The sequence below is a fragment of the Enterobacter cloacae complex sp. SHL009 genome, from assembly GCF_049237205.1.
GTDB lineage: Bacteria > Pseudomonadota > Gammaproteobacteria > Enterobacterales > Enterobacteriaceae > Enterobacter > Enterobacter cloacae_M.
Genome location: NZ_JBMKIW010000009.1, coordinates 75,874 through 100,827, shown reverse-complemented (window position 1 = coordinate 100,827; position 24,954 = coordinate 75,874). Strand labels below are relative to the sequence as shown.

The 24,954-nt window shown below is 54.5% G+C and carries 30 protein-coding genes; 16 read left to right on the top strand and 14 right to left on the bottom strand.

All coding sequences use genetic code 11. From position 1 onward, the window contains the following. Window positions 1-91 precede the first annotated feature (91 nt). The 3 genes from dacB to pmrB are packed head-to-tail and all read left to right on the top strand — an operon-like array spanning window position 92 to window position 3,230. On the top strand, window positions 92-1,525 hold the full coding sequence (gene dacB, locus ACOTZC_RS18865) for a serine-type D-Ala-D-Ala carboxypeptidase (RefSeq protein WP_045403530.1): 1,434 nt from the start codon (window positions 92-94) through the stop codon (window positions 1,523-1,525). A gap of 2 nt (window positions 1,526-1,527) precedes the next feature. Next, window positions 1,528-2,190 (top strand): two-component system response regulator PmrA, encoded by a 663-nt coding sequence (gene pmrA / locus ACOTZC_RS18860; protein ID WP_023309343.1) that lies wholly within the window; start codon window positions 1,528-1,530, stop codon window positions 2,188-2,190. Continuing rightward, window positions 2,187-3,230, top strand: a complete 1,044-nt coding sequence (gene pmrB, locus ACOTZC_RS18855) for a two-component system sensor histidine kinase PmrB (protein WP_421635948.1) — start codon at window positions 2,187-2,189, stop codon at window positions 3,228-3,230. The genes pmrA and pmrB overlap by 4 nt, the downstream gene beginning before the upstream one ends. A gap of 34 nt (window positions 3,231-3,264) precedes the next feature. Here the strand turns inward: pmrB and cgtA are convergent, their stop codons facing one another. The 4 genes from cgtA to rplU form a co-directional block, all read right to left on the bottom strand. Next, window positions 3,265-4,440: an Obg family GTPase CgtA gene (cgtA, locus tag ACOTZC_RS18850; RefSeq protein ID WP_023333597.1), complete on the bottom strand. Its 1,176-nt coding sequence runs from the start codon at window positions 4,438-4,440 to the stop codon at window positions 3,265-3,267. 15 nt (window positions 4,441-4,455) lie between these two features. After that, window positions 4,456-5,421: a DMT family transporter gene (locus ACOTZC_RS18845; RefSeq protein WP_023309346.1), complete on the bottom strand. Its 966-nt coding sequence runs from the start codon at window positions 5,419-5,421 to the stop codon at window positions 4,456-4,458. Between the two features lie 96 nt (window positions 5,422-5,517). Continuing rightward, window positions 5,518-5,775 (bottom strand): 50S ribosomal protein L27, encoded by a 258-nt coding sequence (gene rpmA, locus ACOTZC_RS18840; protein ID WP_004385076.1) that lies wholly within the window; start codon window positions 5,773-5,775, stop codon window positions 5,518-5,520. A 19-nt stretch (window positions 5,776-5,794) separates the two neighbouring features. Beyond that, entirely contained in the window at window positions 5,795-6,106 is a 312-nt protein-coding gene (gene rplU, locus ACOTZC_RS18835) for a 50S ribosomal protein L21 (protein WP_003025032.1), read from the bottom strand. Window positions 6,107-6,363: 257 nt separating this feature from the next. Between rplU and ispB the strand changes: the two genes are divergently transcribed. Together ispB and sfsB are read left to right on the top strand one after the other, a co-directional pair. Next, complete coding sequence (ispB, locus tag ACOTZC_RS18830; RefSeq protein WP_045355402.1) at window positions 6,364-7,335, top strand: octaprenyl diphosphate synthase; 972 nt, start codon at window positions 6,364-6,366, stop codon at window positions 7,333-7,335. A 229-nt stretch (window positions 7,336-7,564) separates the two neighbouring features. Next, window positions 7,565-7,852: a DNA-binding transcriptional regulator SfsB gene (gene sfsB, locus ACOTZC_RS18825; RefSeq protein WP_023309348.1), complete on the top strand. Its 288-nt coding sequence runs from the start codon at window positions 7,565-7,567 to the stop codon at window positions 7,850-7,852. A gap of 60 nt (window positions 7,853-7,912) precedes the next feature. On the opposite strand, the gene murA is transcribed toward sfsB, so the two are convergent. From murA to mlaF, 7 genes are all read right to left on the bottom strand, one after another. Beyond that, complete coding sequence (murA, locus tag ACOTZC_RS18820) at window positions 7,913-9,172, bottom strand: UDP-N-acetylglucosamine 1-carboxyvinyltransferase (RefSeq protein WP_023309349.1); 1,260 nt, start codon at window positions 9,170-9,172, stop codon at window positions 7,913-7,915. 50 nt (window positions 9,173-9,222) lie between these two features. After that, the gene (gene ibaG, locus ACOTZC_RS18815) at window positions 9,223-9,477 is read right to left on the bottom strand and encodes a BolA family iron metabolism protein IbaG (RefSeq protein WP_008501458.1); all 255 of its coding nucleotides are present in this window, start codon (window positions 9,475-9,477) and stop codon (window positions 9,223-9,225) included. A 126-nt stretch (window positions 9,478-9,603) separates the two neighbouring features. After that, entirely contained in the window at window positions 9,604-9,897 is a 294-nt protein-coding gene (gene mlaB / locus ACOTZC_RS18810; RefSeq protein ID WP_045403540.1) for a lipid asymmetry maintenance protein MlaB, read from the bottom strand. After that, complete coding sequence (mlaC, locus tag ACOTZC_RS18805; protein ID WP_045403542.1) at window positions 9,897-10,532, bottom strand: phospholipid-binding protein MlaC; 636 nt, start codon at window positions 10,530-10,532, stop codon at window positions 9,897-9,899. Before mlaC ends, mlaB begins: the two co-directional genes overlap by 1 nt. 18 nt (window positions 10,533-10,550) lie before the next feature. Continuing rightward, window positions 10,551-11,099 carry an outer membrane lipid asymmetry maintenance protein MlaD gene (gene mlaD, locus ACOTZC_RS18800; protein WP_023309352.1) on the bottom strand — a complete coding sequence of 183 codons (549 nt, stop codon included), beginning with the start codon at window positions 11,097-11,099 and terminating at the stop codon, window positions 10,551-10,553. A gap of 4 nt (window positions 11,100-11,103) precedes the next feature. Next, window positions 11,104-11,886, bottom strand: a complete 783-nt coding sequence (gene mlaE, locus ACOTZC_RS18795; protein ID WP_010436044.1) for a lipid asymmetry maintenance ABC transporter permease subunit MlaE — start codon at window positions 11,884-11,886, stop codon at window positions 11,104-11,106. 7 nt (window positions 11,887-11,893) lie between these two features. Beyond that, window positions 11,894-12,706: a phospholipid ABC transporter ATP-binding protein MlaF gene (gene mlaF, locus ACOTZC_RS18790; protein WP_045403544.1), complete on the bottom strand. Its 813-nt coding sequence runs from the start codon at window positions 12,704-12,706 to the stop codon at window positions 11,894-11,896. A gap of 227 nt (window positions 12,707-12,933) precedes the next feature. On the opposite strand from mlaF, the gene ACOTZC_RS18785 reads away from it, so the two are divergent. The 11 genes from ACOTZC_RS18785 to npr all read left to right on the top strand — a co-directional run bounded on the left by ACOTZC_RS18785 (window position 12,934) and on the right by npr (window position 20,853). Beyond that, the gene (locus ACOTZC_RS18785; protein WP_047173363.1) at window positions 12,934-13,911 is read left to right on the top strand and encodes a calcium/sodium antiporter; all 978 of its coding nucleotides are present in this window, start codon (window positions 12,934-12,936) and stop codon (window positions 13,909-13,911) included. A 13-nt stretch (window positions 13,912-13,924) separates the two neighbouring features. Next, on the top strand, window positions 13,925-14,911 hold the full coding sequence (gene kdsD, locus ACOTZC_RS18780; protein WP_023309355.1) for an arabinose-5-phosphate isomerase KdsD: 987 nt from the start codon (window positions 13,925-13,927) through the stop codon (window positions 14,909-14,911). Between the two features lie 14 nt (window positions 14,912-14,925). Further along, complete coding sequence (gene kdsC / locus ACOTZC_RS18775; protein WP_421635955.1) at window positions 14,926-15,492, top strand: 3-deoxy-manno-octulosonate-8-phosphatase KdsC; 567 nt, start codon at window positions 14,926-14,928, stop codon at window positions 15,490-15,492. Beyond that, on the top strand, window positions 15,489-16,064 hold the full coding sequence (gene lptC, locus ACOTZC_RS18770; protein ID WP_126303137.1) for an LPS export ABC transporter periplasmic protein LptC: 576 nt from the start codon (window positions 15,489-15,491) through the stop codon (window positions 16,062-16,064). Before kdsC ends, lptC begins: the two co-directional genes overlap by 4 nt. After that, window positions 16,033-16,587 carry a lipopolysaccharide ABC transporter substrate-binding protein LptA gene (gene lptA / locus ACOTZC_RS18765; RefSeq protein WP_023309358.1) on the top strand — a complete coding sequence of 185 codons (555 nt, stop codon included), beginning with the start codon at window positions 16,033-16,035 and terminating at the stop codon, window positions 16,585-16,587. The genes lptC and lptA overlap by 32 nt, the downstream gene beginning before the upstream one ends. Window positions 16,588-16,593: 6 nt before the next feature. Then, a complete protein-coding gene (gene lptB / locus ACOTZC_RS18760) occupies window positions 16,594-17,319 on the top strand; it encodes an LPS export ABC transporter ATP-binding protein (protein ID WP_023309359.1) in 726 nt (241 codons plus the stop codon). 47 nt (window positions 17,320-17,366) lie between these two features. Further along, window positions 17,367-18,800, top strand: a complete 1,434-nt coding sequence (rpoN, locus tag ACOTZC_RS18755) for an RNA polymerase factor sigma-54 (RefSeq protein ID WP_032659700.1) — start codon at window positions 17,367-17,369, stop codon at window positions 18,798-18,800. Between the two features lie 22 nt (window positions 18,801-18,822). Next, window positions 18,823-19,110: a ribosome hibernation promoting factor gene (gene hpf, locus ACOTZC_RS18750; RefSeq protein WP_008501444.1), complete on the top strand. Its 288-nt coding sequence runs from the start codon at window positions 18,823-18,825 to the stop codon at window positions 19,108-19,110. 82 nt (window positions 19,111-19,192) lie between these two features. Next, window positions 19,193-19,684 carry a PTS IIA-like nitrogen regulatory protein PtsN gene (ptsN, locus tag ACOTZC_RS18745; RefSeq protein WP_008501443.1) on the top strand — a complete coding sequence of 164 codons (492 nt, stop codon included), beginning with the start codon at window positions 19,193-19,195 and terminating at the stop codon, window positions 19,682-19,684. Between the two features lie 45 nt (window positions 19,685-19,729). After that, a complete protein-coding gene (rapZ, locus tag ACOTZC_RS18740; RefSeq protein ID WP_014885397.1) occupies window positions 19,730-20,584 on the top strand; it encodes an RNase adapter RapZ in 855 nt (284 codons plus the stop codon). Then, window positions 20,581-20,853 carry a PTS phosphocarrier protein NPr gene (gene npr / locus ACOTZC_RS18735; protein WP_003861872.1) on the top strand — a complete coding sequence of 91 codons (273 nt, stop codon included), beginning with the start codon at window positions 20,581-20,583 and terminating at the stop codon, window positions 20,851-20,853. The genes rapZ and npr overlap by 4 nt, the downstream gene beginning before the upstream one ends. 39 nt (window positions 20,854-20,892) lie before the next feature. On the opposite strand, the gene mtgA is transcribed toward npr, so the two are convergent. The 3 genes from mtgA to arcB form a co-directional block, all read right to left on the bottom strand. Next, window positions 20,893-21,618 (bottom strand): monofunctional biosynthetic peptidoglycan transglycosylase, encoded by a 726-nt coding sequence (gene mtgA, locus ACOTZC_RS18730; RefSeq protein ID WP_047173360.1) that lies wholly within the window; start codon window positions 21,616-21,618, stop codon window positions 20,893-20,895. After that, window positions 21,615-22,268, bottom strand: coding sequence for an isoprenoid biosynthesis glyoxalase ElbB (elbB, locus tag ACOTZC_RS18725; RefSeq protein ID WP_126303158.1), 654 nt, complete (start codon window positions 22,266-22,268; stop codon window positions 21,615-21,617). Before elbB ends, mtgA begins: the two co-directional genes overlap by 4 nt. A 232-nt stretch (window positions 22,269-22,500) precedes the next feature. After that, window positions 22,501-24,834: an aerobic respiration two-component sensor histidine kinase ArcB gene (gene arcB / locus ACOTZC_RS18720; RefSeq protein ID WP_163354126.1), complete on the bottom strand. Its 2,334-nt coding sequence runs from the start codon at window positions 24,832-24,834 to the stop codon at window positions 22,501-22,503. Between the last annotated feature and the right edge of the window lie 120 nt (window positions 24,835-24,954).

Here is a 24,954-nt window from a genome sequence, read left to right as displayed (position 1 = left end):
TTACCGCGAAGTTCACTATGGGTCATCGTTTACTTTGCAGTGCCATGCACCGTAGTATGACGGTTTGTTTTCGGGTTGTTAGCGCGAGATTATGCGATTTTCCAGATTTATCATCGGATTGACTACCAGTATAACGTTCACCGCCCAGGCCGCGAATGTTGATGAGTACATTAATCAGCTCCCCGCAGGCGCGAACCTCGCCCTGATGGTGCAGAAGGTTGGCGCACAGGCTCCCGAGATTGACTATCACAGTCAACAGATGGCGCTGCCTGCCAGTACCCAAAAGGTGATCACCGCCCTCGCCGCCCTGCTCCAGCTCGGCCCTGATTTCCGTTTTACGACCACACTCGAGACCAAAGGTAACGTCGAGGGTGGCGCACTGAAAGGCGATCTTATCGCCCGTTTTGGCGGCGATCCGACCTTTAAGCGCCAGGATATCCGCAATATGGTTGCGGTACTGAAAAAATCTGGCGTGCAGAAAATTGATGGCAATGTGCTGATCGACACATCCATCTTTGCCAGCCACGATAAAGCCCCAGGCTGGCCGTGGAACGACATGACACAATGTTTTAGCGCCCCGCCCGCCGCAGCAATCGTTGACCGTAACTGCTTCTCGGTTTCGCTTTACAGCGCGCCAAAGCCGGATGATTTAGCGTTTATCCGTATAGCGTCCTACTACCCGGTCACCATGTTCAGCCAGGTCCGCACGCTGGCGAAAGGCTCCCCGGATGCGCAATATTGTGAGCTGGACGTCGTGCCAGGGGATCTTAACCGCTTCACGCTTACCGGCTGCCTGACGCAGCGCGCCGATCCGCTGCCGCTGGCCTTTGCGATACAGGATGGTGCAAGCTATGCGGGTGCCATTTTGAAAGATGAACTGAAACAAGCGGGCATAACCTACACCGGCACGCTGCTTCGCCAGACGCAGGTCAACCAGCCCGGCACGGTCATCGCCAGCAAACAGTCTCCGCCGCTGCACGATTTACTGCGAATCATGCTGAAAAAGTCTGACAACATGATTGCCGACACCGTGTTCCGCATGATTGGCCACGCGCGTTTCGGCGTGCCGGGCACCTGGCGCGCGGGTTCAGACGCCGTTCGTCAGATCCTACGCCAGCAGGCCGGGATCGAGCTGGGCAATACCATCGCCGTCGATGGCTCCGGATTATCGCGTCATAATTTGATCTCGCCGGCCACGATGATGCAGGTGCTTCAGTACATTGCACAGCATGACACTGAGCTAAACTTTATTTCAATGCTGCCGCTGGCCGGGCATGACGGTTCGCTGCAGTATCGCGCCGGGCTTCACGCTGCCGGCGTGGATGGCAAAGTATCCGCTAAGACAGGCTCGCTGCAGGGGGTTTACAACCTTGCAGGCTTTATCACTACGGCCAGCGGACAACGCATGGCATTCGTGCAGTATCTTTCCGGCTATGCCGTCGAACCGGCCGACCAGCGCAATCGTCGTATTCCGCTTGTTCGCTTCGAAAGCAGGCTCTATAAGGACATCTACCAGAATAACTAGCGATGAAACTACTTATAGTTGAAGACGATCTGTTATTGCAGGAAGGGCTGGCGCTGGGGCTGGCCAATGAAGGCTATGCTCTCGACTGCGCTGGCACCGCAGCGGAGGCGGACTCTCTGATCCAGAGCGGGGAATACAGCCTGGTGATCCTCGATTTGGGCTTGCCAGATAAAGACGGCGCCACGCTGCTCAGTCAGTGGCGACGTCGCGGTATCGCCAACCCGGTATTGATCCTGACGGCACGCGATGCCATTGAGGATCGTATCACCGGCCTCGACGCAGGCGCAGATGATTACCTGGTGAAGCCTTTTGCGCTTGCGGAGCTGCAGGCGCGAGTGCGAGCGTTGATTCGCCGTTATCTGGGCCATAGTGATAACTTACTGACCGACGGCGATATTACGCTGAATTTGCAAACCCAGCAGGTACTGCGCCGTGACCAGGCTGTAGAGGTGACGCCAAAAGAGTTCGCTTTGCTTACGCGTCTGATCATGCGCAGCGGGCAAACGGTGCACAGAGAAACGCTTCAGCAAGATATCTACTCCTGGCAGGACGACCCGGGGTCAAATACCCTTGAAGTTCACATTCACAACCTGCGTCGCAAGCTCGGCAAGGACAGAATCAAAACCGTCCGTGGCGTTGGCTATCGCCTTGAGAGCCAGAAATGAACAGCATGCGTCGGCGTTTGATGGTGCTGCTGGCGGTTATTCTCTTATTTTTCCAGCTGATAAGCGTCATCTGGCTGTGGCATGAAAGCCGTGAGCAGATTGGTTTTCTGGTGAATGAAACGCTGTCGGCAAAAGCCCGCAATAACCATGTCGAAAAAGAGATCCGCGAGGCGATTGCTTCCCTTCTCGTACCTTCTTTGGTGATGGTCGGTTTCACACTCCTGTTTTCATTCTGGGCGGTCACCTGGATAACCCGACCGCTGAATAAACTGCGTGACAGCCTGGCTAACCGTTCGGCGGATAACTTAACTCCGCTTCCTATGTATTCCGACATGGAAGAAATAGGTGCGGTTACAACCTCCCTGAACCAGCTGCTCGCCCGGCTGGACAATACTATTCAGCAGGAGCGTCTCTTCACCGCTGACGCCGCACACGAGCTTCGAACGCCCCTTGCCGGTATCCGGCTTCATCTGGAGCTTATGGCGCAGTCAGGCGCACCACAGGCCGCGACGTTAATTAGCCGTATCGATCAGCTCATGCATACCGTTGAGCAGCTGCTGATGCTGGCCCGTGCCGGACAGGCAATGGCCAGCGGACACTACGAAACCGTGAGCTGGACTGAAAATATCATTGAACCTCTCGGCCTGGGCCATGAAGCCAAAGAGCATACGGTGATTTGGCCCGCTAAAAACGCGCTCACGGTTCAGGGAGACGCCGTGCTCCTGCGTCTGATGCTGCGCAACCTGCTGGAGAATGCCGGGCGCTACAGCCCGGCAGGGACAACGATTACAGTGACATTAACCGGGGTCGACGGGGGAACGCAGATTAGCGTGATCGATCAGGGGCCCGGTATTGATGAAGCGCACCGACAGTCAATTACCGAGCCATTCCGCCGTCTTGACCAGCGCTACGGTGGCAGCGGTCTGGGCCTGAGTATCGTGCAGCGCATCGTGCAGCTCCACCACGGCAGGTTGACGCTTGAGAATGGCGCTGAAGGTGGTTTGATCGCCAGCTGCTGGCTGCCCGCAACGCTGGAATAAAAAAAGCCCCCATAATGGGGGCTTTGGACAGATATTAGTGCTTGTAGATGAACTCGACGCCTTCTTCGTCGTCTTCATCCCAGTCATCGTCCCAGTCTTCATCATCTTCTTCCGCTTCCAGCTCTTCGAGCTGCTGACGGTGGTAGTCATCCCACATGAATTCGACTTTTTCAGGCTGTTTCGCTTCTTCCGCCTGAACAATTGGGTTCTCAATGATGAAGGTCATCACATCCCAGCACAGATCTTTCACGCCAACCTGGCTTGCCGCAGAGATCAGGTAGTATTTATCTTCCCACCCCATTGCTTCAGCAATCGCTTTCGCTTTCGCTTCCGCTTCGGCTTTGTCCATCAGGTCGATCTTGTTGAAGACCAGCCAGCGTGGTTTATTCGCCAGTTTTTCGCTGTATTTTTCCAGCTCACCGATGATAATGCGGGCGTTTTCAACCGGATCGGAACCGTCGATAGGATCGATATCGATAAGGTGCAGCAGCACGCGGCAACGCTCAAGGTGTTTCAGGAAGCGAATACCCAGACCCGCGCCTTCCGCAGCGCCTTCAATCAGACCCGGAATATCGGCAACCACAAAGCTCTTTTCATTATCCATACGGACAACGCCCAGGCTTGGTACCAGCGTGGTAAACGGATAGTCCGCCACTTTTGGTTTCGCCGCAGAAACGGCGCGAATGAACGTCGATTTACCGGCGTTTGGCATACCCAGCATGCCCACGTCTGCCAGAAGCATCAGCTCCAGCTGCAGATCGCGCTTATCACCCGGCGTACCCATCGTTTTCTGACGCGGTGTACGGTTAACGGAGGATTTGAAACGGCTGTTACCCAGACCGTGCCAGCCGCCTTTCGCCACCATCAGGCGCTGACCGTGTTTGGTCATGTCACCCATGGTTTCACCGGTTCCCTGGTCAATCACACGCGTACCGACCGGAACTTTAATGGTGACGTCTTTACCGCGTTTCCCGGTACAGTCACGGCTCTGGCCGTTCTGGCCACGTTCAGCACGGAAGGATTTTTCGAAACGGTAGTCGATCAGCGTGTTGAGGTTCTCATCCGCCTCCAGCCACACGTCACCACCATCCCCGCCGTCGCCGCCGTCAGGACCGCCACGTGGGATATACTTTTCACGGCGGAAGCTCACGCAACCATTGCCGCCATCACCAGCCACGACCAGGATCGTCGCTTCATCAACAAACTTCATTTTACTCTCCGTAACTCATTCGCCTGAGCGGGGGACTACTACAACCGCTTCATTTTTGCGCCAACGTCCCCAAAGACGATGACCAATGGCGGAATACATCGCGCCCGCAACCACGACAAACGCACCGAGATAGCCCAACAGGTTGAGCATCGGTCTGACGAAGACATCGGGCCAGGCCATTGATAACAAATCTGAAAATAACAGCGTAAACAGCGGAGTAAGCGTAATTAACGCGCTCACCTGTGCTGCCTGCCAGCGCGCCATCGCTTCGGCCAGCGCGCCATAACCGACCAGCGTGTTCAGCCCACAAAAAATGAGGCACGCCAGTTGCCAGTCGCTAAGCTGGGAAATCACACCCGGCTTTGCTAATGGCAGCAATGCAATTGTACACAAAGTGTACAGTAAAAAGAGGATCTGCTGTGAGGCAAGACGGCGCAATAACACCTTTTGTGCGACGCCATAGCTCACCCAGACCGTTGCTGCCCCCACACCAAAAATTACACCCCATGTGTAATCCGTCAGGCGGGTGAAAATCTCTATCAGGCTGGTGTTGAAGAACATCACCAGACCGCACAGCAGCATGCTCGCCCCGATAATCTGAGTACCACGCATCTTTTCCTTGAGGATAAAGACGCTGGCGACCATCATGCCCACCGGTGAAAGCTGACCTATCACCTGCGACGCCGTGGGGCTGAGATATTGCAGGGAAGAGCTGAACAGGATGAAGTTACCGAACAGACCGCCCGTCGCGATAGCCAGCAATACCAGCCAGCGCGGTTTGCGGAAAAGCCGCAAGGGTGGAAGCTTACCTTTGATAGCCAGAATGGCCCCGAGGCCGATGCTTGCCATCAGAAAGCGATAAAAGACCACCGTAGGCGGCTCCATCACTTCCAGAACCTGCTTCATTGCAATTGGCAGCGCACCCCAGCACATTGCGGTAGTGAGCGCCAAAAGAATACCAATGCCGGCCTGCTGCTTCATGCCCGTTTTCCCTACAGAAAAAATTACCGGGTTTCCAATGTAAAAAGCCCCGCAACAGGTTGCGGGGCTTTAATCCGTTACCGGACCGAGAAAACCTTACTCAGCAACGATGCTGATGTATTTACGGTTGTTCGGGCCTTTAACTTCAAATTTCACTTTACCGTCTGCTTTAGCAAACAGAGTGTGGTCACGACCGCAACCTACGTTGTTGCCAGCGTGGAATTTGGTACCACGTTGACGAACGATGATGCTACCCGCCAGAACGGATTCGCCACCGAAACGCTTAACGCCAAGACGTTTAGCTTCTGAATCGCGACCGTTACGTGTGGAGCCGCCAGCCTTTTTATGTGCCATTTAAATCTCTCCTCAGGTCTTAGGCGCTGATGCCAGTAATTTTCACATCAGTGAACCACTGACGGTGGCCCTGCTGCTTACGGTAGTGCTTACGACGACGAAACTTAACGATTTTAACTTTCTCGCCACGACCGTGTGCAACAACTTCAGCTTTGATAACGCCGCCATCAACGAAAGGAACGCCGATTTTGACTTCTTCACCGTTTGCGATCATCAGAACTTCTGCGAACTCAACAGATTCGCCAGTTGCGATGTCCAGCTTTTCCAGGCGAACGGTCTGACCTTCGCTTACTCGGTGTTGTTTACCACCACTTTGGAAAACCGCGTACATATAAACTCCGCTTCCGCGCACATCCTCGTATGAATCAGAGTGCGCTATAAATATTCACAATAGGGCGCGAATATTACGCAAAACGCGAGCCTTTGACAAGTGCTACCGTCAATACATGAAGAAAAAAAACACAACACGTACGGTAACGTTTATCTGTGCCGTTTTTTCAGTACAATCAGCACTACTATTGATAAACCGAAACCCTTCGTTACCCCATTGAAGATGGGATCAACAGGATAAAAAGCCCGGCTTTTGCGATGAATTTAGAAAAAATCAACGAGTTAACCGCGCAAGATATGGCGGGTGTGAATGCAGCAATCCTGGAGCAACTCAACTCTGACGTTCAACTGATCAATCAGTTGGGCTATTACATCGTCAGCGGCGGCGGTAAACGCATTCGTCCGATGATTGCTATTCTGGCTGCCAGAGCCGTTGGCTATCAGGGAAATGCTCACATCACTATCGCAGCGCTCATCGAATTTATTCACACGGCGACGCTTCTGCATGACGATGTTGTGGATGAATCGGATATGCGTCGTGGCAAAGCCACGGCAAACGCCGCTTTCGGGAACGCAGCCAGCGTCCTGGTGGGGGATTTTATCTATACCCGCGCCTTCCAGATGATGACCAGCCTGGGCTCTCTTAAAGTGCTGGAAGTCATGTCCGAAGCCGTGAACGTTATTGCTGAAGGCGAAGTGCTGCAGCTGATGAACGTCAACGACCCTGACATCACCGAAGAAAACTACATGCGCGTCATCTACAGCAAAACCGCGCGCCTGTTTGAAGCGGCGGCCCAGTGCTCCGGCATTCTGGCTGACTGTACCGAAGCACAGGAAAAAGGCCTGCAGGACTATGGCCGCTACCTGGGCACAGCCTTCCAGTTGATTGACGATCTGCTGGACTATAGTGCGGACGGCGAGACGCTCGGCAAAAACGTGGGCGATGATCTGAACGAAGGCAAACCAACCCTGCCGCTGCTGCATGCTATGCGCAACGGAACAGCCGACCAGGCGAAAATGATCCGTGAAGCGATTGAGCAGGGAAATGGCCGCCATCTTCTGGAACCTGTCCTGGAAACCATGGCTATCTGCGGATCGCTGGAATGGACGCGTCAGCGTGCGGAAGAAGAAGCCGACAAAGCCATCGAAGCGCTTCAGGTCATTCCAGACAGCCCATGGCGCGATGCACTGATTGGTCTTGCTCACATCGCCGTTCAGCGCGACCGTTAATCCCCTTGTTTCTCCCCGCAGCGATAGCGGGGAGATTCCAGTACACACCTGTAAATTCCGTGTTCATGTAAATTCATCGGTTTAGAGACCGCATGAATAAAGCCGTGTCTTATTCTGAATATCCCTTCAAGTAACGCGAACTTTTTAGAACAAGAAGTTGAAATGGGTATAGTAACCGCGTCGTTTCAGAAGAAACGGCGTAGGTGAATCCGAACTTAAGGACGGCGTTATGGATACGAAATTTATCGACTGGCACACGGCTGATATTATTGCCGCACTGCGCAAAAGAGGCACTTCACTGGCAGCAGAGTCCCGCCGCCATGGACTGAGTTCTTCAACTCTGGCAAACGCCCTCACCCGCCCCTGGCCCAAGGGAGAGTTAATTATCGCGACGGCGCTGGATACGCATCCGTGGGTAATTTGGCCTTCGCGCTACCACGATCCCATTACCCATGAATTTATCGACAGATCGCGCATGATTCGCCAGAGAAAGGTAAAAAGAGAACCGCAGGAATAACGCGTTTTTGACAGGAACAGCAACCCCCCGGTCATTGCTGGCAGGGGGCTGCCGGAACGATTACTCGCCCTTCACACGCTCGATGTTGGCACCCAGCGCGCGCAGTTTATCTTCGATACGCTCATAACCACGATCGATGTGATAGATACGGTCCACGATGGTTGTACCTTCCGCGATACAACCCGCCAGCACCAGGCTTGCAGACGCACGCAGATCGGTTGCCATCACCTGAGCACCTGACAGTTTCTCAACACCGTGGCAGATCACGGTATTACTTTCGATCTCAGCATGCGCGCCCATACGGATCAGCTCCGGTACGTGCATAAAGCGGTTCTCGAAAATGGTTTCTGTGATGAAGCCAGTACCTTCGGCAACCAGGTTCAACAGGGTGAACTGTGCCTGCATGTCCGTAGGGAACGCCGGATGCGGCGCCGTACGCACATTGACCGCTTTTGGACGCTGGCCGTGCATATCGAGGCTGATCCAGTCTTCGCCGATTTCGATATCCGCACCCGCATCGCGCAGTTTCGCCAGCACCGCATCCAGGGTATCTGGCTGCGCGTTGCGGCAAACAATCTTCCCGCCAGAAATCGCCGCAGCGACCAGGAAGGTCCCGGTTTCGATACGGTCCGGCAGTACGCGATAGACACCGCCGCCCAGACGCTCAACGCCTTCGATGGTGATACGGTCGGTGCCCTGACCGGAAATCTTCGCCCCCAGCGCCACGAGGAAGTTGGCGGTATCCACAATCTCCGGTTCGCGCGCGGCGTTTTCGATGATGGTAGTACCTTCTGCCAGCGTCGCCGCAGACATAATGGTGACAGTTGCGCCCACGCTCACTTTGTCCATGACGATGTGCGCGCCTTTCAGACGACCATTAACGGACGCTTTAACGTAACCTTCTTCCAGCTTGATCTCGGCGCCCAGTTTTTCCAGACCAAAGATGTGCAGGTCAACCGGACGCGCACCGATAGCGCAGCCGCCCGGCAGAGAGACCTGACCCTGACCAAAACGCGCTACCAGCGGGCCAAGCGCCCAGATGGATGCACGCATGGTTTTCACCAGATCGTAAGGGGCTGAGAAGTTGTTCACCTTGCTGGCGTCGATCCAGACGGAACCGTTACGCTCAACTTTCGTGCCCAGCTGGGTGAGCAGCTTCATGGTGGTGTCGATATCTTTCAGCTTCGGTACGTTCTGAATTTCTACCGGCTCTTCAGCCAGCAGCGCAGCAAAGAGGATTGGCAGCGCGGCGTTTTTAGCGCCAGAAATTGTGACTTCGCCCTGGAGACGCGTTGGCCCCTGTACACGAAATTTATCCATTGTGTGCTCTCTTATAAATTCAACCGTGCTGCGGGCCTGTCGCCCTCAGCTCAAAAACCGTTTAGTTTGCGATCGCGTGCCCACTCTTGCGGGGTGAACGCTTTAATCGACAGGGCGTGGATGCGGTTATCCGCAATATATTCCATCAGCGGCGCGTACACAGCCTGCTGTTTCTTCACGCGGCTCATACCGTCGAACATCTCACCCACAGCAATAACCTGGAAGTGACTGCCATCGCCAGTGACGTGGGCTTCCTGAAGGGAGAGTGCATTCATCAGCACTGTCTGGATTTCATGATTTTCCATGGGCTCTTAATCATCTGATAGTGAAAACAAGCCCAACATCTTAGAGCAAAGTGGCGTTGTCTTAAACAAGCAAAAAGCCCCGACGATGAAACAGTCAGGGCTTTCGGAAGTAACGCACTGAAAATATTAACGAGGCAGTACGTCCTGAGGGAGATTGTAGAGCTGCGCAAGGGTCACGACATTATCGCTCGCGCCGTGAAGCGTGACGCTTGTCCCCTGCTTTTTCCCCACGGCAATCAGATGGGCAAGCAGCGCAACACCTGCCGTATCTACCCGCGTGACGTCTGCCAAATCGATAAGCGTCACGCCCTGCATCGCTTCGTGGCGTTTGTCCCACAGTGGGTTCAGCAGATCCTGATCCAGTTCACCGGACAGCTTTAATGTCTCGCCTTCACGCGACCAGCTGAGTTGCTGTGACATTACTTCTTCTCGTCCAGCGTGATTTTCTGACGAGCAATGGACTGCAGCTGAGCGGTCAGGCCATCAATGCCTTTGGTGCGCAGCAGATCGCTCCATTCGTTCTGTTTGGTGGTGATCATGCTTACGCCTTCGGCGATCATGTCATACGCCTGCCAGTGACCGGTCTGGCTGTTTTTACGCCACTGGAAATCCAGACGAACCGGCGGACGACCGTTAGGATCGTTGATCGTCACACGGATAGGGACGATGGTCGCATCGCCCAGCGGCTGCTCGGGCGCAATCTGATAGGTCTGACCGTGGTACATCGCCAGCGCCTGGCCATAGGCCTGTTTAAGGTATTCACGGAACGCGGCAAAGTAGGCCTCACGCTGCGCAGGAGTCGCGTCTTTGTAATAGCGGCCCAGCACCAGCGCACCCGCATATTTGATCTGCACGTACGGCAGCAGCTCCTGGTCAACCACGTCACGCAGGTAATCAGGATTAGAACGAATCTTAGGCTGTTCGTTTTTAAGACGGTCGAAGGTCTTTTTCGCCGCTTCGTCCATCAGTTTGTACGGGTTACTCTGATCCGCAGCGTGGGCGGCGGTTAGAGGGGCGATGACCAGCATGGCAACCATTAACAGTCGTTTAAACATGAATGACTTCTCCTGATATTAATTCGCAGCACCTGGCGTCGGTGCGACGTCGGTATGATCTTCGCTCTGCGCTGGGGCAGCGTCGGATTTTTTCTCATCCCCTTTACTGCTGTAAAGGAACTGACCAATCATATCCTCCAGCACCATCGCGGATTTCGTATCCTGAATGACGCTACCGTCTTTAAGGATAGTCGTTCCCAGCTCGGGGTCTTCAAAGCCGACGTTAAGCGCCAGATATTGTTCGCCCAGCAGGCCGGAAGTGCGGATAGAAAGGGAGCTGGTGTCCGGGATATGGTTGTAACGCTCTTCGATATCCATCGCGACGCGTGGCAGATAGGTTTTCTCATCAAGCGTAATGTCAGATACGCGTCCGATCACCACGCCGCCGATGCGAACCGGTGAACGCGCCTTCAGCCCGCCGATGTTATCGAAGGTGGCGTAGATGCGATACGTCGGCTCGGTGCGCACAGACGTGATATCCGCCGCTCTCAGGCAGATAAACAGCGCGGCCAGCAGCGCCAGCAGCAGGAATACACCGACCCAAATTTCATTTTTTCTCGTTTGCATGAACTCAATTCCCAAACATCAGTGCGGTGAGCACAAAATCCAGACCCAGTACGGCCAGCGACGAATGTACGACTGTACGTGTTGTTGCGCGGCTAATGCCCGCCGACGTCGGGATGGCATCGTATCCATTGAACAATGCAATCCAGGTGACCGTAATGGCAAATACCACGCTTTTAATCAGGCAGTTAACCAGATCCATCCGCAGGTCGATGGCGTCCTGCATCGCGGACCAGAAGAAACCGGCATCAATGCCTTTCCAGTGCACGCCAACCAGCGAACCGCCCCAGATACCCACGGCGACAAACAGAATAGTCAGTAACGGTAAAGAGATCACCCCAGCCCAGAAACGCGGCGAGATCACGCGACGCAGCGGATCGACCGCCATCATCTCCATGCTGGAGAGCTGCTCGGTCGCACGCATCAGGCCAATTTCAGCCGTTAATGCCGACCCCGCGCGCCCGGCGAACAGCAGCGCCGCCACAACCGGCCCCAGCTCGCGCAGCAGCGAGAGCGCCACCAGCATCCCAAGGCTGGTTTCCGCACTGTAGGTTGTCAGAACAAGATAGCCCTGTAGCCCAAGCACCATACCGATAAACAGACCGGAGACAATGATGATGAGCATCGACAGCACGCCGACATTATAAAGCTGCCGCACCAGCAGCGGTGCGTGCTTGCGGAATTCCGGCTTGCCGACCAGCGCGTTGAATAACATCAATCCGGCACGCCCGAACGTCCTGATGGTTTTTATGCCACGGTGTCCGAGAGCGGCCAACGCATTTAACAGCATGAGTGGCTTAACTCCCTATTCCCAGTAAATCGTCACGATAGTCGCCTGCCGGGTGGCGGAACGGCACGGGGCCATCGGCAATACCGTCGAGGAACTGCCGCACGCGCGGATCGCAATTTTCCTGCAGCGCCTGAGCGCTGCCGTGTGCGACGATCTTTTTGTCCGCCACGATATAGGCGTAATCGGCAATGCTCAATACTTCCGGTACGTCGTGAGATACCACAATGCAGGTGACGCCAAGCGCGCTGTTCAGTTCAGAGATGAGCTTAACAAGCACGCCCATCGTGATGGGATCCTGTCCAACAAACGGTTCGTCGAACATGATTAAATCAGGTTCTAATGCAATGGCTCGCGCCAGCGCGGCGCGGCGCGCCATCCCGCCGGACAGCTCCGAAGGCATCAGCTTCGCGGCGCCCCGCAAACCGACGGCTTCGAGCTTCATCATCACCGTGCTTTTCAGCAGTTCAGGCGGCAGGCTGGTATGCTCGCGCAGCGGATAGGCCACGTTATCAAAGACATTCATGTCGGTGAACAAGGCTCCCGACTGAAAGAGCATGCTCATGCGTTTGCGGACAGTATACAGACGCGAGCGTGACATCTCCGGGATGTTTTCGCCATCGAAGAGGATTTCACCGCGATCGGGTGGGATTTGCCCACCAATGAGGCGCAGCAGGGTCGTTTTACCGATCCCGGACGGCCCCATGATGGCAGTGATCTTGCCACGTGGTACGGTCAATGAAATATCATCAAATATCAATCTGTTGGCGCGAGAAAAACTCACGCCGCGAACATCGACTAAATTCGCCATCGTTTGGCTCATTTATGGTTCCTTTATTACCCTGCTCACGTTAAGGCATGCCGCCTGAATCAGCCCTCAACTCTGCATTTTTACAGAATAATAGCCGTTGAGGTTAGCGAAAGCTGGCATTTGTTTTACTTTTCCGGCGCATAAAGTCAAAATTAGGAATTCGTTACGCCTCAGACTGTATGCAGTCCAGCCATTCCCGTGCGATGGACCGACGAGTATACCTGAAGAAAGGACTTTTGATGCTTTTAGCAACAGCACTGTTAATAATTGGTTTACTTTTGGTGGTCTACAGTGCTGACCGTTTAGTGTTTGCTGCATCTATCCTGTGTCGCCTGACGGGCGTACCGCCTGTCGTCATCGGGATGACCGTTGTCAGTGTGGGAACGTCACTTCCTGAAATCATCGTCTCTGTCTCGGCATCGCTGCATGGTCAGTTAGACCTGGCAGTAGGTACCGCGATTGGCTCCAACATCGTTAATATACTCTTGATTTTAGGCCTGGCCGCACTGCTCCATCCATTTCGCGTGCATTCTGATGTTCTGCGCCGCGAATTGCCGCTAATGTTAATCGTAAGCCTGCTGGCAGGCTGCGTATTTTACGATGGTGTGCTGAGCTACAGTGATGGCATTTTCCTGCTGGCGCTTGCCGTTATTTGGCTGCTGTATAGTGTTAAAATCGCCCGTCTGGCTGAGAAGCAGGGTCAGGATAGCCTCACGCGGGAGCAGGTCGCCGAACTGCCGCGAGAAGGCACGCTGCCTGTTGCCCTGCTCTGGCTTGGCGTTGCGCTGATCATCATGCCGATGGCAACGCGCATGGTCGTGGATAACGCGACGGTGCTGGCGAACTATTTCGCCATCAGTGAACTTACCATTGGTCTGACGGTGATTGCCATCGGTACCAGCCTGCCGGAGCTGGCCACGGCCATTGCGGGGGCTCGTAAAGGTGAGGATGACATTGCCATAGGTAATATCATCGGTTCCAACATATTTAATATCGCTATTGTGATGGGCCTTCCGGCCCTGATTACGCCAGGGCCCTTTAATTCCCTGGCGTTCTCACGTGACTACGGCGTGATGTTATTGGTCAGCGTGATATTTGCCCTGCTCTGCTGGCGGCGGCAACGACAGATCGGCAAAGGCGCAGGCGCGCTGCTGACGGGTGGATTTATCGTATGGATGGCGATGCTGTACTGGCTCTCGCCTCTTCTCTCTGGGTAAACGGAAACGCATTATGTCGCAAATAGAATTGCAGCCGGGTTTTGACTTTCAGAAAGCAGGCAAAGAGGTTCTGGAGATTGAACGTGAAGGTCTGGCGCAGTTAGATCAGTACATTAATCAGGATTTTAGTCTGGCATGTGAGAAGATGTTCTACTGTGCCGGCAAAGTCGTGGTGATGGGGATGGGTAAGTCCGGCCACATTGGACGCAAAATGGCGGCAACGTTTGCCAGCACCGGAACCTCTTCCTTCTTTGTACATCCGGGGGAAGCCGCGCACGGTGACCTGGGTATGGTCACGCCGCAGGATATCGTCATCGCGCTGTCCAACTCCGGGGAGTCCAATGAAATTCTGGCGCTGATCCCGGTACTGAAGCGACTGCAGGTGCCGCTTATTTGCATGACCAGCCGTCCGGAAAGCAGCATGGCGCGGGCGGCGGATATTCACCTGTGCGTGAAAGTGCCCAAGGAGGCCTGTCCGCTCGGCCTGGCGCCGACGTCCAGCACCACGGCCGCGCTGGTCATGGGTGATGCGCTTGCCGTCGCGCTGCTCGAAGCCCGCGGTTTTACGCCGGAGGATTTCGCACTTTCCCACCCCGGCGGCGCGCTGGGGCGCAAGCTTCTGCTTCGGGTTAACGATATTATGCACACCGGAGATGAGATCCCTCACGTCAGTAAAGAAGCCTCCCTGCGTGATGCGCTGCTGGAAATCACCCGTAAGAATCTGGGTATGACGGTCGTGTGCGACGGTCTGATGAAAATTCAGGGGATCTTCACCGATGGCGACCTGCGTCGCGTGTTCGACATGGGTGTAGATGTCCGCACGCTCGGCATTGCCGACGTGATGACGCCGGGCGGTATCCGCGTCCGTCCGGGTACGCTGGCGGTGGATGTGCTGAACCTGATGCAGTCCCGTCACATTACCTCAGTGATGGTTGCCGATGGCGACCAGTTGCTGGGTGTGGTACATATGCATGATCTGCTGCGCGCAGGCGTAGTGTAATGAAGGATAAGACAATGAGTAATGCGGGTGCATCCCTTGCAACCTGTTATGGACCGGTCAGCACCCAGATGATGGCGAAGGCGGAAAACATTCGTCTGCTCATCCTGGACGTGGATGGCGTACTTTCCGATGGCCTGATTTACATGGGCAACAATGGTGAAGAGCTGAAAGCGTTTAACGTTCGCGACGGCTACGGTATCCGCTGTGCGCTCACCTCGGGTATTGAGGTGGCTATCATCACCGGGCGAAAAGCTAAACTGGTAGAAGACCGCTGTGAAACCTTAGGCATTACCCATCTGTATCAGGGTCAATCCGATAAGATAGCGGCGTTTAAGGATTTAATGGGTAAACTGGCTATCGCACCGGAAAACGTGGCCTACGTCGGAGACGATCTGATTGACTGGCCCGTGATGGCTGAAGTCGGGCTGAGCATCGCCGTTGCCGATGCGCATCCGCTGCTGATCCCGCGCGCTGATTATGTTACCCACATCAACGGGGGCCGTGGTGCCGTACGTGAAGTCTGCGATCTGCTTTTGCTGGCGCAGGGCAAGCTTGATGAGGCCAAAGGGCAATCGATATGAGTAAAACCAGACGCTGGATTATCATTTTGCTTTCGCTTGTCGCACTGGTATTGATTGGCGTGAACCTTGCCGATCGCGACGATACGCAAACGGAAGTGGTCAACAATAACGATCCAACCTATAAAAGCGATCACAGCGACACCGTGGTCTACAGCCCGGAAGGCGCGCTGAATTATCGCCTGATTGCCCAGCATGTTGAATATTTTTCAGATGACGGTATTTCGTGGTTTACCCAGCCTGTCGTGACCACATTTGATAAGGACAAAGTGCCGACGTGGTCAATTAAGTCAGATCGGGCAAAACTGACAAATGACCGTATGCTTTATCTGTATGGTCACGTTGAAGTCAACGCCCTGACCGCTGACTCGCAACTGAGAAAAATTACGACGGATAATGCCCAGATTAACCTGGTAACCCAGGACGTGACCTCGCAGGATCTGGTCACACTGTATGGCACAACATTTAATTCCAGCGGTTTGAGAATGCGCGGGAACTTACGCAGCAAGAACGCCGAGCTGATTGAAAAGGTTAGAACCTCCTATGAAATTCAAAACAAACAAACTCAGCCTTAAAGTAATTATCGCCAGCGCGATGCTGGCGACCAGTCTCCCCGCGCTTGCTGTAACGGGCGATACCGACCAACCGATCCATATCGAGTCTGATACCCAGTCTCTCGATATGCAGGGCAACGTCGTCACCTTCACGGGTAACGTCGTCATGACTCAGGGCACCATCAAAATTAACGCCGACAAAGTGGTCGTGACCCGTCCGGGTGGCGAGCAGGGCAAAGAGATCATTGATGGTTACGGCAACCCGGCAACCTTCTACCAGATGCAGGACAACGGCAAGCCGGTGAAAGGTCACGCCTCGCATATGCACTATGAGCTGGCGAAGGACCTGGTCATCCTGACCGGAAATGCGTATCTGGAACAGCTGGACAGCAACATTACCGGCGACCAGATCACCTATCTGGTGAAAGAGCAAAAAATGCAGGCTTCCAGCGAGAAAGGCAAACGCGTCACGACCGTACTGGTTCCGTCGCAGCTGCAGGACAAAGGCAAAGGCCAGGCCCCGGCACAGAAGAAGAGTAACTAATTCGTTATGGCAACATTAACTGCAAAAAATCTCGCGAAGGCCTACAAGGGCCGCCGTGTCGTAGAAGATGTCAGTCTGACCGTCAACTCCGGCGAAATTGTAGGGCTGCTTGGCCCTAACGGTGCGGGTAAAACCACCACCTTCTACATGGTCGTTGGCATTGTGCCGCGCGATGCCGGCAACATTATCATTGACGATGAAGACATCAGTCTTCTGCCGCTGCACGCGCGCGCGCGTCGCGGGATCGGCTACCTACCGCAGGAAGCTTCCATTTTCCGTCGTCTCAGCGTTTACGATAACCTGATGGCGGTCCTGCAAATTCGTAACGATCTGACCAGCGAGCAGCGTCAGGATCGTGCCAACGAGCTGATGGAAGAGTTCCACATTGAGCATCTGCGCGACAGCCTCGGTCAGGCACTCTCCGGGGGTGAACGCCGTCGCGTTGAGATTGCGCGTGCGCTGGCTGCAAACCCGAAATTTATCCTTCTGGATGAACCCTTTGCCGGCGTTGACCCGATCTCGGTTATCGATATTAAACGTATCATTGAACACCTGCGTGACAGCGGGCTTGGCGTACTGATCACCGACCACAACGTCCGTGAAACGCTGGCCGTGTGTGAACGCGCGTATATAGTGAGCCAGGGCAATCTGATCGCCCACGGTACGCCGCAGCAGATCCTCGAAGACGATCATGTTAAGCGCGTCTATCTTGGGGAAGACTTCAGACTCTGATAGGGTAGAGGTAACGTAACGCCGAACCGGAGAAAAATGCTCTGAACATGAAGCAAGGTTTGCAATTAAGGCTCAGCCAACAACTGGCGATGACGCCGCAGCTACAGCAGGCAATTCGCCTGTTGCAGCTGTCCACGTTAGAACTTCAGCAGGAGCTCCAGCAGGCGCTGGACAGCAACCCCCTGCTGGAACAAACCGATCTTCATGACGAGGTAGATACTCAGCAGTCACAGGATACAGAAGCGCTCGACACCGCGGATGCACTCGAACAAAAAGAGATGCCCGACGAGCTACCGCTGGATGCCAGCTGGGATGAAATCTACACCGCCGGAACCCCTTCCGGTACGCGTGCAGACTACCAAGATGATGAGCTACCGGTCTACCAGGGTGAGACCACCCAGTCGCTGCAGGATTACCTGATGTGGCAGGTGGAACTCACCCCCTTCTCCGATACCGACCGCGCGATTGCCACGTCCATTGTCGATGCCGTTGACGACACCGGCTATTTGACCGTCACGCTGGACGATATTCTGGAAAGCATGGGCGACGACGAGATTGAGCTTGAGGAAGTCGAAGCCGTTCTGAAGCGCATCCAGCGTTTCGATCCGGTAGGCGTGGCCGCAAAAGATCTGCGCGACTGCCTGCTGATCCAGCTTTCTCAGTTCAGCAAAGAGACGCCATGGCTCGACGAGGCGCGCTTAATCATCAGCGATCATCTGGATCTGTTGGCCAACCACGATTTCCGCAGCCTGATGCGCGTCACGCGCCTGAAGGAAGAGGTGCTGAAAGAAGCGGTGAATCTGATCCAGTCGCTCGATCCGCGCCCGGGACAGTCGATCCAGACCAGCGAGCCCGAGTACGTCATCCCGGACGTGCTGGTCAGAAAACACAATGACCGCTGGGTCGTTGAACTGAATTCAGACAGCATCCCTCGCCTGCAAATCAACCAGCAGTATGCCTCCATGTGCACCAGCGCGCGTAACGACTCCGACAATCAATATATTCGCAGCAATCTTCAGGAAGCGCGATGGCTGATCAAAAGTCTGGAGAGCCGAAATGATACGCTGCTACGCGTCAGCCGCTGTATTGTCGAACAGCAGCAGGCGTTCTTTGAGCAGGGCGAAGAGTATATGAAACCGATGGTACTGGCGGATATCGCCCAGGCCGTCGAGATGCATGAATCAACCATTTCCCGTGTCACCACGCAGAAGTATCTGCACAGTCCACGCGGTATTTTTGAGCTTAAGTATTTCTTCTCCAGCCATGTGAATACCGAGGGCGGCGGCGAAGCGTCGTCAACGGCCATTCGTGCCCTGGTGAAGAAGTTGATCGCCGCGGAGAACCCCGCGAAGCCACTAAGCGACAGTAAGTTAACCACCATGCTGTCCGATCAGGGTATTATGGTGGCACGTCGTACTGTTGCGAAGTATCGAGAGTCTTTATCCATTCCGCCGTCCAACCAGCGTAAACAGCTGGTCTGACACAACCGATAAGGAAGACACTATGCAGCTCAACATCACTGGACAAAACGTCGAAATTACTGAGGCTTTACGCGACTTCGTGAACGCGAAGTTTGCAAAACTCGAGCAGTATTTCGAAAGGATCAATCAGGTCTATATTGTGTTGAAAGTGGAGAAAGTGACTCATATCTCGGATGCCACCCTGCATGTTAACGGGGGTGAACTGCATGCCAGTGCGGAAGGGCAAGACATGTACGCTGCTATCGACGGCTTGATTGATAAGCTTGCACGACAGCTCAATAAACATAAAGATAAACTGAAACAACACTAATTGTCCGGGCAGTTAACGGGTGCAGGACGGCCTGTTGTGAAACACAACAGGCCATTTGTACAGTTAGCGCTTAGGTGAAATTATGATGAACAACGATTCCGCTCTTCAACTGAGCAATGTCCTTAACCAGGAATGTACCCGCAGTGCGGTTCACTGCCAGAGCAAAAAACGTGCGCTGGAGATCATCAGTGAACTGGCTGCCAAACAGCTGGGCCTGCCGCCGCAGGTGGTGTTCGAAGCGATTCTGACCCGTGAAAAAATGGGCAGTACCGGTATCGGCAACGGCATCGCGATCCCGCACGGCAAACTGGAAGAGGATACCCTGCGTGCCGTTGGTGTGTTTGTGCAGCTTGAAACACCCATCGCTTTCGATGCCATTGATAACCAGCCCGTCGATCTCCTCTTCGCGCTGCTGGTGCCCGCTGACCAGACAAAAACCCATCTGCATACGCTGTCGCTGGTCGCAAAACGTCTGGCCGATAAAACCATTTGCCGTCGACTGCGCTCGGCCCAAAGTGATGAAGAGCTCTATCAAATTATCACTGAAGCAGAAGGCAATCAGGATGATGCATAACCAGGAGATGGCCTTCACATCTGTTGTCCTGAGGAGAAACGGAACATGGTGCTGATGATTGTCAGTGGCCGTTCAGGGTCCGGGAAATCCGTTGCTCTGCGCGCCCTGGAAGACATGGGTTTTTACTGCGTCGATAACCTGCCGGTCGTGTTATTGCCCGACCTGGCCCGCACGCTGGCGGAGAGACAAACCTCTGCCGCCGTCAGTATCGACGTTCGCAACATGCCTGAATCGCCAGAGATCTTCGAACAGGCCATGAGCAACCTGCCTGACGCGTTCTCGCCTCAGCTGCTGTTCCTTGATGCAGACCGCAATACGCTGATCCGCCGCTACAGCGATACCCGTCGCTTGCACCCGCTATCCAGCAAGAACCTCTCTCTGGAGAGCGCTATCGATGAAGAGAGCGACCTGCTGGAACCGCTGCGTTCCCGTGCCGACCTGATTGTCGACACCTCTGAGATGTCCGTTCACGAGCTGGCGGAAATGCTGCGTACCCGGCTGTTGGGTAAACGCGAGCGCGAACTGACGATGGTGTTCGAATCCTTCGGCTTTAAGCACGGTATTCCAATCGATGCGGATTACGTTTTCGACGTGCGCTTCCTGCCGAACCCGCACTGGGATCCGAAGCTGCGTCCAATGACCGGTCTGGATAAGCCGGTGGCGGCGTTCCTCGACCGGCACACAGAAGTACACAATTTTATCTACCAGACGCGAAGCTACCTTGAGCTATGGTTACCTATGCTGGAGACAAACAATCGTAGCTACCTGACGGTGGCGATTGGCTGTACCGGCGGTAAACATCGTTCGGTTTATATCGCCGAACAGCTGGCCGACTATTTCCGCTCGCGCGGGAAGAACGTTCAGTCCCGTCATCGCACGCTGGAAAAACGTAAAACATGACCGTAAAACAAACCGTTGAGATCACCAATAAGCTGGGTATGCATGCACGCCCGGCGATGAAGCTGTTCGAGCTGATGCAGGGTTTCGATGCCGAGGTTCTGCTGCGGAATGACGAAGGTACCGAAGCGGAAGCGAACAGCGTGATTGCGCTGCTGATGCTGGATTCCGCCAAAGGGCGCCAGATTGAGGTTGAAGCCACCGGTCCTCAGGAAGAGGAAGCTCTGGCGGCGGTGATTGCCCTGTTTAACGCAGGGTTCGACGAAGATTAAGGTCTGCTATTCAGGCGGGTAGCGATGCGCTTACCCGCTCTACATAAGATTATTACGCTGCATAAACCCCTCTCCACCCAGCTGATTCATCTGGCGCATAATCCACGCCTGACGGCTTCGCACGTACCCTGATGGGGCGCTGGCCTTAAAGCGGATAGGGTTCGGTAACACAGCGGCCAGTAGCGCCGCTTCTGACATGCTCAGACGGCTGGCTGGCTTATTGAAATACCGCTGTGCGGCAGCTTCCACGCCAAATATGCCGTCGCCAAACTCAGCGACGTTCAGATAGACGGTCAGAATGCGTTTTTTGCTCCAGACCGTTTCCATTCCCAGGGTCAATCCCGCTTCCAGCCCTTTTCGCACCCAGCTTCGACCATCCCACAGAAACAGATTTTTGGCCGTCTGCTGCGACAAGGTTGACGCACCGCGCACGCGGTTTTCATGGCGTTCGTTATGGGCTAGCGCCTTCTCAATGGCCGCCACGTCGAACCCCCAGTGCTCCGGGAATTTCTGGTCCTCAGCCGCGATGACCGCCAGCCCCATGAACGGGGAGATCTCGTCCATGCTCACCCAGTCAGAGTGGGCAACGTAGCCGAAATCGCCGCTGAACCACGCGCTAAGCTGGCGCTCAACCATAACGGCAGAGAACGGAACCGGCATAATGCTGAATAAAGCCAGCCCGCCTCCCCAGAATACCGCCAGCACAAGTACGATGCGCAAGATAAAACGTTTCACCCCTGCGCCTGCGGCAAATTTACGCCTCATTCAGTCAGCACCAGCACGCGAGCCACCAGCTTTTCAATACCTGAGGCCGCCTCAGCGATATTATTCGCCAGCATATACGCCGGGGTGGTGACAATTTTGTTATCTTCGTCAACCACAATGTCATCAACCGGGCACGGAACGTGCTCGCCCCCCATTTCCTCCACGATCTCCGCGGTATCAATATCCGTCCCGATAGTCAGGCGCAGCGGGAAATCAAAAATTTTGGGCAGCATTGCCGGCGCGATGCAGATAAAGCCCAGCGGTTTTCCTGCCGCATGCATGGCCTGCGACAGCGCTTTAAGATGAGGATCGATCTGACACTCCGCCCCCTGCGCAGCAAAGGTACTGAGATTTTTGGCCGCGCCAAACCCACCCGGCACAATGAGCGCATCAAGCTCTGTAGAGTCTGCCTGAATAAGAGGATGGATATCACCTCGCGCAATACGTGCGGCTTCAATCAGTACATTACGGGTCTCTGCCATCGGCTCGCCGGTCAGATGGTTAATCACATCCGCCTGATTTTTGTCTGGCGCAAAACAAATAACCTCTGCTCCCTGCTTAGCCAGGGCCAGCAGCGTGATTACGGCTTCATGTATTTCAGAACCATCGTAAACACCGCATCCGCTCAGCACGACACCAATCTTTTTCATCATGACAATCCTTTTCTGCAACTTGCTGAAGCACATTAATAATTTTGATTAAAACGCTATGCTTCACACATTTCACTGATTCATGTAACAAACCATTTAAGATTTGCTATCTTATCTGCGTGCGGCCTAAATTTTTCAGGCAGCGCCCTTTCGAAAATAACTTTATAAAACAGGCGCAGCCACGATTTCCCTGGTGTTGGCGCAGTATTCGCGCACCCCGGTTAAGCCGGGGTCATTTTTTTCTGGCGTCGACCCAGTCTTTAAGCACCGCCACATCGTTTTGCCACTCTTGTTTCATCTCTTCAACCCAATCACCCACGTTATCTTCCCATGCAGGTAAATCAGGCGACTGAATCTGTTGACCCAGCTGCTGCAGATGGCGTAAGCCGACCGAGCCGGCCGCACCTTTAATTTTATGTCCTTCTTCGACGATGCCCTTCTGGTCCCGGGCGGTCAGGTTTGATTCCAGCACGCTCAGATAGCCCGGCATCATTTTTTCGAACACCGCCAGACCATCGGTAATCAGTTTCGGGCCGACCAGATCGATGTACTGCTCCAGCATCGCGGTATCGAGTATCGTTTGGGCTTTTGCGCTATCAACAGACGTCATGGTGCTCTCCTCTTCATCATGGGTATCCCAGAACTTCTTGATCATGGCGGTCAGAGCAGGCACCGCCAGCGGCTTGCTGAGTACATCGTCCATACCGGCATCGAGATACTCTTTTTTATCTTTCAGCACGTTCGCCGTCAGCGCCACCAGCGGCGGCAGTTCGTCGGCCGCGTACTGACGCGTCAGCTCTCGCGAAATATCCAGCCCGGTCATATCCGGCAGCTGAATATCCAGCAGGACAAGATCGTATTCGCCCGGTTTAAACATCTCCAGCGCGGCCTTACCGGTCATCGCGACATCCACGCTGTTGCCCAGTTTTTCCAGCACCGAGCGCGCCACAATCACGTTCAGCTCAATATCTTCCACCAGCAGGACGTGCAGCGCGGGCAGCGGCATGTCGTCGTTTTCAAAGGTGTCTTCAACCTCTTCCGCCACCGCCGGCGCATGGACCGTCAGCGTGAAGGTTGACCCTTTACCCGGCTGGCTGGCAACGGTGATATCACCACCCATACTCTTCGCCAGCCGTTTAGAGACCGCCAGGCCAATGCCCGTTCCGGTCGCCGGTTTCCCGCCGTTGCTGTCCTTCACCTGGTAGTACATGGCGAAAATTTTGTCCTGCTCCTCCTGCGGAATACCTATCCCGGAGTCCTCCACCTCGAAGTGCAGCATGTCGCCTTCGTCATAGCGGATGCGCACCGCCACCTGCCCCTTCTGGGTAAATTTCACCGCGTTGCTGATAAGGTTCCACAGGATCTGGCGCAGACGCGTGCCGTCAGTCACCACTTTATGCGGCAGCGGCAGGGTTGGCTCCATGACAAAACTCAGTCCCTTCTGCTGCGCCTGCAGGCCGGACAGGTTTTCGAGATCGGCAAGGAAGCTGGTGAAATCAACAGGCTGATTATCAAGCTGAACTTTACGGCGCTCCATCTTATCCATATCAATAATATCGTTGAAGATATTACCCAGCGTGACCGCTGAGACATGGATAGTCTTGAGGTATTTCTCCTGCTCTGCGGTCAGGTCGGTATCCAGCAGAATACGGCTCAGCCCGACAATGCCATTAAGCGGCGTACGCAGCTCGTGGCTGATGGTGGAGATAAAGGTCGTCTTATCACGGCTGGCGCGCTCCAGGGCATCCTGGTAGCGCTTACGCTCGGTGATATCGCGGCCAAAGCCCATCAGGCCGTGGCGTTTCCCCACGCGGTCATAGTAGGGCACCTTACGGATCTCAAAACAGGCCTTGCGTCCGTCCGGGTAATCCAGCCACTGTTCATAGGTCAGCGAGACGTTATGGCGGAATACTTTTTCGTCCGTCTCCATGACCTTGGCCGCCGCTTCTTCAGAGTAAACGTCCTGCGGCTTCAGGTTAATCAGCTGCTTCTCGCTTTTCCCGGTGAGCAACTCCATCGCCCGGTTACAGCCGGAAAACTCTTTATCTTCATTACGGTAAAACACCAGATCCGGCGAAGCATCGAGGAACGACCGCAGGAAAGAGGATTGCTGCTCAAGCTGGATCTGCGTGACCTCGCGCTCTTTCATTTCGATTTTCAGCTGCTCCAGCGTGGCCTGACGCTCGGCTTCCGCCTTCTCACGATCTGAAATCTCCTGATTCAGCTGCGCAATGTTGTCTTTAAGCTGGACGTTGAGCTTCAGGTCGCGCTCGCGCATCTCTTCCAGTTTATCGACCAGTTTTGACAGACGCTGACGGGACTCTTCCAGCTGTTCAACCACCACGGAAAGGAAATAGACCGCCCAGGGAGTAATGAGCAAGCCAAAGAAGATGGAGCGGATAACGTCGATACTCTCGACCTGACCATGCAGAACCATGGTGACGGCCATTTGCACGACAATGGCCAGAACGACCAGCGCCAGCGCAAGCAGCATGGAGAAACGCACCAGCCCAAGCTTCATCATCAGGTCGACGTAATACTGGGCAAGCATTCGAATTTGCTTCATAGAGGATCCCTTCACGACTTTATCGCTCAATAATACTCAAATTCAGGGCGAGGCGTTGAAGGTTGTGAGAAAAAGTGCGGGGTGAAACAGGAGATTAGCCTCGCTTCCGGTTAACCGGAA

What these genes read in the sequence shown, in the direction of transcription:
- dacB (WP_045403530.1), top strand. Translation starts at nt 92, where the DNA reads ATGCGATTTTCCAGATTTATCATCGGATTGACTACCAGTATAACGTTC.
- pmrA (WP_023309343.1), top strand. Translation starts at nt 1,528, where the DNA reads ATGAAACTACTTATAGTTGAAGACGATCTGTTATTGCAGGAAGGGCTG.
- pmrB (WP_421635948.1), top strand. Translation starts at nt 2,187, where the DNA reads ATGAACAGCATGCGTCGGCGTTTGATGGTGCTGCTGGCGGTTATTCTC.
- cgtA (WP_023333597.1), bottom strand. Translation starts at nt 4,440, where the DNA reads ATGAAGTTTGTTGATGAAGCGACGATCCTGGTCGTGGCTGGTGATGGC.
- ACOTZC_RS18845 (WP_023309346.1), bottom strand. Translation starts at nt 5,421, where the DNA reads ATGAAGCAGCAGGCCGGCATTGGTATTCTTTTGGCGCTCACTACCGCA.
- rpmA (WP_004385076.1), bottom strand. Translation starts at nt 5,775, where the DNA reads ATGGCACATAAAAAGGCTGGCGGCTCCACACGTAACGGTCGCGATTCA.
- rplU (WP_003025032.1), bottom strand. Translation starts at nt 6,106, where the DNA reads ATGTACGCGGTTTTCCAAAGTGGTGGTAAACAACACCGAGTAAGCGAA.
- ispB (WP_045355402.1), top strand. Translation starts at nt 6,364, where the DNA reads ATGAATTTAGAAAAAATCAACGAGTTAACCGCGCAAGATATGGCGGGT.
- sfsB (WP_023309348.1), top strand. Translation starts at nt 7,565, where the DNA reads ATGGATACGAAATTTATCGACTGGCACACGGCTGATATTATTGCCGCA.
- murA (WP_023309349.1), bottom strand. Translation starts at nt 9,172, where the DNA reads ATGGATAAATTTCGTGTACAGGGGCCAACGCGTCTCCAGGGCGAAGTC.
- ibaG (WP_008501458.1), bottom strand. Translation starts at nt 9,477, where the DNA reads ATGGAAAATCATGAAATCCAGACAGTGCTGATGAATGCACTCTCCCTT.
- mlaB (WP_045403540.1), bottom strand. Translation starts at nt 9,897, where the DNA reads ATGTCACAGCAACTCAGCTGGTCGCGTGAAGGCGAGACATTAAAGCTG.
- mlaC (WP_045403542.1), bottom strand. Translation starts at nt 10,532, where the DNA reads ATGTTTAAACGACTGTTAATGGTTGCCATGCTGGTCATCGCCCCTCTA.
- mlaD (WP_023309352.1), bottom strand. Translation starts at nt 11,099, where the DNA reads ATGCAAACGAGAAAAAATGAAATTTGGGTCGGTGTATTCCTGCTGCTG.
- mlaE (WP_010436044.1), bottom strand. Translation starts at nt 11,886, where the DNA reads ATGCTGTTAAATGCGTTGGCCGCTCTCGGACACCGTGGCATAAAAACC.
- mlaF (WP_045403544.1), bottom strand. Translation starts at nt 12,706, where the DNA reads ATGAGCCAAACGATGGCGAATTTAGTCGATGTTCGCGGCGTGAGTTTT.
- ACOTZC_RS18785 (WP_047173363.1), top strand. Translation starts at nt 12,934, where the DNA reads ATGCTTTTAGCAACAGCACTGTTAATAATTGGTTTACTTTTGGTGGTC.
- kdsD (WP_023309355.1), top strand. Translation starts at nt 13,925, where the DNA reads ATGTCGCAAATAGAATTGCAGCCGGGTTTTGACTTTCAGAAAGCAGGC.
- kdsC (WP_421635955.1), top strand. Translation starts at nt 14,926, where the DNA reads ATGAGTAATGCGGGTGCATCCCTTGCAACCTGTTATGGACCGGTCAGC.
- lptC (WP_126303137.1), top strand. Translation starts at nt 15,489, where the DNA reads ATGAGTAAAACCAGACGCTGGATTATCATTTTGCTTTCGCTTGTCGCA.
- lptA (WP_023309358.1), top strand. Translation starts at nt 16,033, where the DNA reads ATGAAATTCAAAACAAACAAACTCAGCCTTAAAGTAATTATCGCCAGC.
- lptB (WP_023309359.1), top strand. Translation starts at nt 16,594, where the DNA reads ATGGCAACATTAACTGCAAAAAATCTCGCGAAGGCCTACAAGGGCCGC.
- rpoN (WP_032659700.1), top strand. Translation starts at nt 17,367, where the DNA reads ATGAAGCAAGGTTTGCAATTAAGGCTCAGCCAACAACTGGCGATGACG.
- hpf (WP_008501444.1), top strand. Translation starts at nt 18,823, where the DNA reads ATGCAGCTCAACATCACTGGACAAAACGTCGAAATTACTGAGGCTTTA.
- ptsN (WP_008501443.1), top strand. Translation starts at nt 19,193, where the DNA reads ATGATGAACAACGATTCCGCTCTTCAACTGAGCAATGTCCTTAACCAG.
- rapZ (WP_014885397.1), top strand. Translation starts at nt 19,730, where the DNA reads ATGGTGCTGATGATTGTCAGTGGCCGTTCAGGGTCCGGGAAATCCGTT.
- npr (WP_003861872.1), top strand. Translation starts at nt 20,581, where the DNA reads ATGACCGTAAAACAAACCGTTGAGATCACCAATAAGCTGGGTATGCAT.
- mtgA (WP_047173360.1), bottom strand. Translation starts at nt 21,618, where the DNA reads ATGAGGCGTAAATTTGCCGCAGGCGCAGGGGTGAAACGTTTTATCTTG.
- elbB (WP_126303158.1), bottom strand. Translation starts at nt 22,268, where the DNA reads ATGAAAAAGATTGGTGTCGTGCTGAGCGGATGCGGTGTTTACGATGGT.
- arcB (WP_163354126.1), bottom strand. Translation starts at nt 24,834, where the DNA reads ATGAAGCAAATTCGAATGCTTGCCCAGTATTACGTCGACCTGATGATG.